Below are 7,661 nucleotides of genomic sequence, written 5' to 3'. Positions count from 1 at the left end.
ACGAAAGTGGACGGACTGATTGCTGACTTAACCACCGAAACCGTTGCTTCTGTGACTGGCTTTAGCTTTATCGTAGATGCTCTATCTGTCGCAGGTATTTTTTGATTTGGTATCAGGATATCGTGCTCCCAGTGCTGCGACGGCAACCAGAACAGATACTCCCCTACGAGACATTCCTCAGTCAATTCAAGTCATACCTCAGCAGGTGATTCAGGATCAGCAGGTTACTCGTATTGGGGACGCAGTACGCAATGTCAGTGGTGTGACTGTGCTGCAAGGATATGGTGGCTCGACCGATAGATACACAATTCGGGGTTTAGAGGCTTCGAGTAACTTAAGAAACGGGTTTAGAGATGACGGGTTTCTCGCTTTTACTGATCCTGCTAACATCGAACGGATCGAAGTGCTCAAAGGTCCAGCCTCTGTTCTGTATGGACAGTTTGAGCCAGGCGGTGTGGTGAACTATGTCACGAAAAAACCGTTGAGTAATCCCTATTATTCCGGTGAGTTAAGGATTGGTAGCTACAACTTCTACCGTCCGTCGATCGATGTTTCGGGTCCCCTAACTCCAGATAAATCGGTTTTATATCGCTTAAATCTTGCCTACGAAAACGCAGGTAGTTTTCGCGACTTTGTCAACAATGAAGTTTTTGTCGCAGCTCCAGTCTTGACGTTCAAGCTCGGTAATGCCACAAACTTGGCTTTGGAGTACGAATACATCAAGATCGATCGAACCTTTGATCGCGGCTTTCCTTCCGAACCAGAGATTTTTAGGCTTCCGATTCGTCGATTTTTGGGAGAACCGAGCGACAGGTATCGCTTGACAGGGAACAAGCCCAGCTTGACTTTAGAGCATCAGTTTAGCCCAAACCTACGATTAAGAAGTGCATTCACAGCCCAAATCTTTGATGCCGATCGTTCTAATGCCCAAGCTCGCACGTTTCGACTGCAACCCGATCGTGAAACCTTGCGACGCAGATACACAGTTTCTGAAGAGAAAGCCGAAGATTTTGGGCTGCAAACCGATTTGATTAGCAACTTCAATACTGGCTCTGTTAGACATGAGTTGTTAGCAGGAATTGAATTGAGCCGCAACACCTATGATGCTGTGTTGCGGCGTACCGAGTTTACTCCGATTAACATCTTCAATCCAGTTTACGGTTCTCCGATTCCGACTGATCTCGACACTGTATTTGATAACGATCGACGTAGCGACACACTTGGGATTTATTTACAGGATCAAATCGCGCTACTTCCCAATCTCAAACTGCTTGTTGGTGGTCGCCTCGATCTGATTGATTTCGAGAATGAAGACCGATTGATCGATACGACTTCTAGCCGTAACTACACCGCATTCTCGCCTCGCGTTGGAATTGTATATCAGCCGATCGAGCCCGTGTCGCTGTACGCCAGTTTTAGCCAATCGTTTAAGCCAAATGCTCTGGCAGTAACAAGCAGTGGAGGGTTGCTTGAACCTGAACGAGGAACACAGTACGAAGTTGGGGTGAAAAGTGAGCTATTAGGCGGTAGGCTTTCTGCTACTCTCGCGGCTTACAGTATTACGAAGACCAATGTCGCCACCACGGATCCCAATGATATTGATTTCTCGATCGCAGCCGGTGAAATTAAAAGTCGAGGCATCGAGCTAGATGTGGTCGGAAGACTCGCTCCGGGTTGGAATGTGATTGCCTCCTATGCCTATAATGATGCCTTTGTCAGCAAAGATAATAGTTTGCCTGTAGGTAGCAGACTGGTCAACGCGCCCCAACATAGTGCAAGCTTGTGGACAACCTATGAAATTCAAAGCGGCAGCTTGAAAGGATTAGGGTTCGGCGGCGGCATCTTTTTCGTGGGCGATCGCGAAGCCGAATTGCCGAATACGATCGAGCTGCCTTCGTTTGTGCGGGGCGATGCCACTATATTTTATCGACGAAATAATTACCGTGCGGCAATCAACTTCAAAAATCTCTTCGGCACTCGATACTATGAAGCTCAAGGCTCTTTAGTGTATCCGGGCTCGCCTTTTACTGTAGTCGGTTCTCTCTCCGTCGAATTCTAAGGATGGGTTCTCATGATGAACAGCTTCTTTTGTGCCGAGGAGTCCCAGGGCGCGGGTGAGGATTTAATCGGCTCTGCTGTAGCTGCTGAAATCTACGTTCTTATAGAGTGTCCTCCGCCTTGGTCAGCGAATGCTTTTGATTCCAAGCAAGTTCCCACCAATTTGCGAACTTTGGTTCAAGAACTGAAGCAAGATCAACGGCCGATTAGACCGTTGCTGATTTACCGCGATCGATCAAAGCAAGAACACCGCACCAGCGTCCTGATTTTTCGTCAGCAAGCGGGGCTTTCAGAAGGGTATAGTAAGCAAGAGTTCCAGGTTTCTAGCCTTGATGCAGTAGCGCCGCTCGTAACAGAAGTTTTGTCTAACGGAGACGTGCACAATGAACCTGTAGAAATCCAAACTAAGGACATTCTCGTTTGCACACATGGCAGTTACGATAAATGCTGTGCGAAGTATGGTCAGTCGTTTTATCGCCAAGCGATCTCGACTGTTGCTGGTTTGGCACTCAATTCGGAAGTGCGACTTTGGCAAGCGAGTCATATCGGCGGACATCGTTTTGCGCCTACCGCGATCGCGTTTCCGGATGGCAGATACTACGGCAGGCTCAATCAAGAAACGCTGACGGCAATTCTGACGCGGAGTGGCGATATCCAATGCTTCAACCAAGTTTACCGAGGTTGGGGCGTTCTTCCTTGGGCAGCGCAAGTGGTAGAGCGGGAATTGCTGCTGAAACACGGGTGGGAGTGGTTTGACTATCAAGTAACGGGTCGAGTCATTGATCACAACGAGGACGAAAGCCATAATCGAGTTGAACTAACGTTTGCAAGACTCGATGATCCCGAAGGGGGAACTGCTTCGCAGCACAGCTTAGAAACGTATCAAGCGGATGTGATTGAAAATGCGAATCAAGCATTGCAGTTGCGGGGTAGCTGTGGCAGCACAGACACCTACAAGATGTCGCAATACATGGTTCAAAATCTCGTCAGGCTTTCCTACTCGAACATCGGTTGAAGGAATCAAATTAGATGCGAACAATGCTGCGATCGGGGTCAAATGCCTCTCTGTTAAAGAAGCAACAATACTTAATTCCCCCAATTCTTCTAAACAAGAAATGTTCGGGGATCACGGGGCGCTTAAGTCTAGCCACACGATCGCTGCTTGTTCCTTTGATCGTTTTGCTGTTGTTAGCCTGCAATTCAGCGAATAGCAATAAGCCTAATGCTCCCACTGCCTCAACGCCCTGTCGAACTGTAGAACACGGCATGGGTCAAACTTGCGTTCCACTCAATCCAAAACGGGTGGTTGTGCTCAACAAGCTGGATAATGTTTTAGCGTTGGGAGTCAAACCCGTCGGAGCATCCACGCTTGGTAATGGTAAGTTTATCGACTATCTTGCGGATCAAACCCAAGGCATCGAGAGTGTCGGAACTTATAGCCAACCTAACTTAGAAAAAATTCTTCTGCTGAAGCCGGATCTGATTTTGGGAACCACTTGGGATAGTAAAGAGACCTACGATAAACTCTCTCGAATTGCACCGACGGTTTTTGTGCAAACCGATGACAACCGCTTGTGGAAAACCTGGCTGAAAAAAGAAGCAGAAGCGCTAGGAAAAACGCTAGAAGCAGAAAAGCTTTTGCAGAACTACGAACAACGAGTGCAAACCTTAAAGCGATCAATGGGCGATCGCTCGCCTAACCCCCAAATCTCTGTCGTCAATTTCTGGCAAAACAACGTTCGCATCTACATGAAAAAGTCTTTCAGCGGACTGATTTTGCAAGAAGTGGGGTTGCCCCGTCCTCCGGATCAGAATAAAGACAAATTATGGGAACGCGTGTCGTTAGAGTTGATTCCTCAAATGAATGGGGATGTCATATTCTTGCTCCTGGGCGATCACAATGAGTCAAACCTAACGCAGTTTAAACAGCATCCGCTGTGGTCGCGGTTGAAGCCTGTCAAACAGAACAAAGTGTATGAGGTTGATAGCTACATCTGGATTGCTGGATGGGGAATGATTGCGGCAAATCAGGTGTTGGATGACCTGTTTCAGCATTTAGTCGAACAAAAAAATGCAATAGCGCTGGAGAGCAAGTAGTGATCCCTGCTATTCTTCAATCGCTGCCTGCCAGTCAAGCTCAACGAGTTCACTTTGCTGATTACCAACTTTGGAGCCGTATCGAAGGATCGATCGCGGTTAAATTCATTCTGAAGCAAGTGAGCGAGCTTCTGCTTCCTGCTCGATCACTGCTGCCTACCGCAGAGACTGAATCCTAGCCATTACATCACGATGCGTACTTTTCTTATCATCTGGCTGGGTCAGCTTGTGTCTACGTTTGGTAGCCGCATGACCAGTTTTGCCATTCAGATTTGGGCATGGGAACTGACGGGACAAGCAACCGCCCTAGCATTAGTGGGATTCTTTTCTACTCTGCCCAGTATCTTGGTCATGTTTTTTGCAGGTATGATCATCGATCGCTGGAATCGCAAATGGCTATTAATTATTGGAGATGCTGTAGCGGCACTTTCGACGCTGACCATTCTGTGTCTGTTTCTCACCCACCAGTTGCAACTTTGGCAGATCTACTTATTGGGCGCGATTGCAGGAATTTTTGTCGAAATTCAAACGCTGGCTCACTCGGCTTCGATCTCGTTATTGGTTCCCAAATCCCAGTACGGACGTGCCAGCAGTCTCAACGCTTCAATTCACTATGGAGCCATTATTATCGCGCCTGCTTTGGCAGGTGCACTCTACGCCAAGATTGGTCTTGCAGGAATTGCGATGATTGATCTCATTGCTTTCGGCATCGCGCTAGTGACAGTCTTGCCAGTGCAGATTCCTCAACTGGCACTCAGCCAAAACGATCACGAAACGGCAGCGACAATCTGGCATCGACTTGTGTTTGGCTTTCGCTACATTGTCGCTCGTCCTGGCTTACGGGCGATCGTTGTCGTCCCTGTTTTGGTTAGCTCACGATTTAGGAGGCGCTGTTTATGCCCCGCTGATTCTGGCGCGCACCGGAAATGATGCTCAGATCCTTGGCACGATCGCCTCTGCGGCGGGTTTAGGTGGAGTGAGTAGCGCGTTGATTTTAAGTGCTTGGGGTGGACCGAAACGCCATATTCACGGTGTGCTGCTAGGAATGATTGGAGCGGGCTTGAGCAAAACGATGTTTGGTCTCGCGCGGATGCCGTCCGTTTGGTTGCCCGCTCAATTCTGTTCTTCGCTGAATTTTCCGCTGCTCATACCAGATTGATTTGTGGATGCGACAGATTCTCGCCCCCTAAATCCCCCATTCTGGGGGACTTTGAGTATGATCTGTCGCATTCTATGTTTAATTCGGTATCACCAGTTCCGAACAAGCCATTTGGCTCACGAAGGTGCACCCTGATATTCAAGGACGGGTTCTCGCGGCTCGATCGCTAATTTTGCAGATCATTTCCGCGATCGCGATGCTGATTGCCGGACCACTTGCCGATCGAGTGTTTGAGCCTATGATGATGTCTAATAATGGGTTGACTTTTATTTTGGGTAACATTGTCGGCACTGGCCGGGGCGCAGGAGTCGCGCTCCTGTATGTCATCACTTCGTTAGGATTGATTCTGGTCGGTTTGGGTGGGTATGTGTTCTCTAGGGTGCGCCATGTAGAGCAGATGCTCCCAGACCATGATGCAACTTCAACCAAACAAACTGATGACCTATAGAATCCACTTGGAATCTTTACTCCGATAAGTCCACTTGTGCATTAGAGTGAGGTCTTAGCCTGTCTCTTTATATTGACTGATGTACATCTCCAAATCAGTTCCCAAAATTGGGAGTAGACCAGTTGCAGTATCAGCGAGCAAAGGCAATGAGCCTATGAGAACATGTGCGTAGATTTCATCAGTCGAAACCGTTTCGCAGTGCAGCTAAAATCTTACAAATTTAACGAGAGCCCTGCTGTCTCAACAGCTTTTGAACTTCTGAACCTGGCTGATAGTTGACACCAAACGATGAGCGATCGCTCTTGCTTCTAACAACTGCTAGAACCGCTTGCGAATATCTGATGCACGGATTTTTAGCAGTGATTCGCCGTACGATCTAGACCATCAATACCGCGTTTTCCTTGCAATAACAGAGATTCCTGATGTTAAGAGATTAAGGGGATGTTCATGAGCCATCCGTGTGAAAAGAGCACCATGAGCAGTACAAGCGTTGCAATGCCAAGCGCCAGAACAAGTAGGCTGCCCCAACTAGTTGAATCAGAAGTAAATTTTTGTTTGAGATTTTCAAGCCGATTAGAAGTTGCCATCTGAGCCTCCTGTCAGGTCTAAAAATGGAGAACGATCTAAACCAGGACGAACAACACGAGATCGCCCATACGCTATGAAGAAGTTGAGAATCTAAAAACTGCTAACCAAGACAACAAAGGTAAGAAGACAGAATAGCCCTATCAACACTGCGAAGATAGTTGCATAGGGTGCGCGGTTAGTCTGGCTTAGATACTGATTAATCTTCTCGTCCTTTTCTTCAGGATACCAAGTCGTAGGTTTCATAATATACACCTCTCTGAATGTTCTGAGTGTGCCATTTCATCGCTACTCTCAGTTTAAATCGCTTTTTCATCCTGCTTAAAAAGTCGCGAGAATCTTTATTCTTGCTCTTAGAAATTAAGAGGTGCTGCTTTTCTAAAGTAGGGAAGCAGTTCATCCTAGCAGACGTTTGAGCTTGAAGCAGGAAGTCTCAGCGTTCTTGCGAACGCTGAGACTTCCTGTTGATCGCAATCTAGAGTCAAGTGATCGATAGTTGATCAATTATGGTCTAGGTACCACGTCCTTGTGGTAGTTGCTTCCTCTAAAGGAGAACACCGTATTGGCCCAACATAGGTTCACACCCCATACCCGCTTGCAGCCGACTACCGAGTCATTCTCAACTGTGTTTGTCAGGGTTACGGGCTGATTCAGTTGAATCACGTCGTTTGCCTGACAGTTCGTAAACTTCCACTGATAGCGATCGTCTGCAAGTTGAGTGCGGCTTGAGAGATTGATGCCTGTAGTTTGCTTCTCGTAGATTATCCATTCCTTTTCAACGAAAAGTGCGAAAAGCTCACCGCATTTAATTGCACCACTGCCAGGGCTCTTGCGCTTCAGCTTCATCCCTTGATTGGGTGACTTGTCCCATCCTAGGTTTGCGCCTCGACGGTCCTGATAGCCTAAATAGCCTTTCTGATCGAGGTTATATAAACTGTAGTTCTGCCCCTCCACGATGCCAGTACCACTGCCTTCGACCTTCCAACCCTGCATTTCTTTCGCTAGCGTCAGCTCTGTTGAAAGCAGGACTGTAGCAAGACCTGTAAATGCAAACAATTTCATTAGTTTTTGGTTTGATATTAAAGTCATAATCTTCTAAGCCTCCTACTAAATAACAACTTCAATATGGCAAGCTCCTTTAAACCTACGCAGTACCCGTGAGGGTACTTTTGACAGAACTTCAGTAAAAAGGGTTGTGTCACAAAAATGGTAGGGTGGTGGAGCTTAATTTCCTCTAGCCTCGCTCTAAATGACTGCTGACTCCCTGTTCAAATGGCACCACTTTCTACCTGAAATGATCTTACTGAATGTGCG

General features: G+C 47.4%; 10 protein-coding genes. 7 read left to right on the top strand and 3 right to left on the bottom strand.

The features are described 5' to 3' along the window. Positions 1 to 76: 76 nt before the first annotated feature. Positions 77 to 2,059: a TonB-dependent siderophore receptor gene (locus tag NC981_RS25500; protein ID WP_348245590.1), complete on the top strand. Its 1,983-nt coding sequence runs from the start codon at positions 77 to 79 to the stop codon at positions 2,057 to 2,059. 12 nt (positions 2,060 to 2,071) lie between these two features. Continuing rightward, entirely contained in the window at positions 2,072 to 3,073 is a 1,002-nt protein-coding gene (locus tag NC981_RS25495; RefSeq protein ID WP_348245589.1) for a sucrase ferredoxin, read from the top strand. Positions 3,074 to 3,083: 10 nt separating this feature from the next. On the opposite strand, the gene NC981_RS25490 is transcribed toward NC981_RS25495, so the two are convergent. Continuing rightward, a complete protein-coding gene (locus tag NC981_RS25490; RefSeq protein WP_348245588.1) occupies positions 3,084 to 3,326 on the bottom strand; it encodes a hypothetical protein in 243 nt (80 codons plus the stop codon). Here NC981_RS25490 and NC981_RS25485 point away from each other — a divergent pair. The 5 genes from NC981_RS25485 (at position 3,325) to NC981_RS25465 (ending at position 5,762) form a co-directional block, all read left to right on the top strand. Next, complete coding sequence (locus NC981_RS25485; RefSeq protein WP_348245587.1) at positions 3,325 to 4,155, top strand: iron-siderophore ABC transporter substrate-binding protein; 831 nt, start codon at positions 3,325 to 3,327, stop codon at positions 4,153 to 4,155. The genes NC981_RS25490 and NC981_RS25485 overlap by 2 nt on opposite strands. Then, complete coding sequence (locus NC981_RS25480) at positions 4,155 to 4,334, top strand: hypothetical protein (protein ID WP_348245586.1); 180 nt, start codon at positions 4,155 to 4,157, stop codon at positions 4,332 to 4,334. Before NC981_RS25485 ends, NC981_RS25480 begins: the two co-directional genes overlap by 1 nt. Positions 4,335 to 4,347: 13 nt before the next feature. After that, positions 4,348 to 5,085, top strand: coding sequence for an MFS transporter (locus NC981_RS25475; protein ID WP_348245585.1), 738 nt, complete (start codon positions 4,348 to 4,350; stop codon positions 5,083 to 5,085). Continuing rightward, positions 5,006 to 5,314: a hypothetical protein gene (locus NC981_RS25470; RefSeq protein ID WP_348245584.1), complete on the top strand. Its 309-nt coding sequence runs from the start codon at positions 5,006 to 5,008 to the stop codon at positions 5,312 to 5,314. Before NC981_RS25475 ends, NC981_RS25470 begins: the two co-directional genes overlap by 80 nt. Positions 5,315 to 5,438: 124 nt before the next feature. Then, complete coding sequence (locus tag NC981_RS25465; RefSeq protein WP_348245583.1) at positions 5,439 to 5,762, top strand: hypothetical protein; 324 nt, start codon at positions 5,439 to 5,441, stop codon at positions 5,760 to 5,762. 425 nt (positions 5,763 to 6,187) lie between these two features. On the opposite strand, the gene NC981_RS25460 is transcribed toward NC981_RS25465, so the two are convergent. Both NC981_RS25460 and NC981_RS25455 read right to left on the bottom strand, forming a co-directional pair. After that, positions 6,188 to 6,349, bottom strand: a complete 162-nt coding sequence (locus NC981_RS25460; RefSeq protein WP_348245582.1) for a hypothetical protein — start codon at positions 6,347 to 6,349, stop codon at positions 6,188 to 6,190. 502 nt (positions 6,350 to 6,851) lie between these two features. Then, a complete protein-coding gene (locus tag NC981_RS25455; RefSeq protein WP_348245581.1) occupies positions 6,852 to 7,436 on the bottom strand; it encodes a hypothetical protein in 585 nt (194 codons plus the stop codon). Between the last annotated feature and the right edge of the window lie 225 nt (positions 7,437 to 7,661).

It is taken from the genome of Leptolyngbya sp. DQ-M1, from assembly GCF_039962505.1.
Taxonomy (GTDB): domain Bacteria; phylum Cyanobacteriota; class Cyanobacteriia; order Leptolyngbyales; family Leptolyngbyaceae; genus Leptolyngbya.
Note: the sequence above shows the minus strand (reverse complement) of the source record. Positions and strands in the feature narration are given on the sequence as shown.

Coding starts and splice junctions, on each gene's coding strand:
- NC981_RS25455 (WP_348245581.1), bottom strand. CDS start 7,436: ATGACTTTAATATCAAACCAAAAACTAATGAAATTGTTTGCATTTACA.
- NC981_RS25460 (WP_348245582.1), bottom strand. CDS start 6,349: ATGGCAACTTCTAATCGGCTTGAAAATCTCAAACAAAAATTTACTTCT.
- NC981_RS25500 (WP_348245590.1), top strand. CDS start 77: ATGCTCTATCTGTCGCAGGTATTTTTTGATTTGGTATCAGGATATCGT.
- NC981_RS25490 (WP_348245588.1), bottom strand. CDS start 3,326: ATGCCGTGTTCTACAGTTCGACAGGGCGTTGAGGCAGTGGGAGCATTA.
- NC981_RS25485 (WP_348245587.1), top strand. CDS start 3,325: ATGGGTCAAACTTGCGTTCCACTCAATCCAAAACGGGTGGTTGTGCTC.
- NC981_RS25475 (WP_348245585.1), top strand. CDS start 4,348: ATGCGTACTTTTCTTATCATCTGGCTGGGTCAGCTTGTGTCTACGTTT.
- NC981_RS25495 (WP_348245589.1), top strand. CDS start 2,072: ATGATGAACAGCTTCTTTTGTGCCGAGGAGTCCCAGGGCGCGGGTGAG.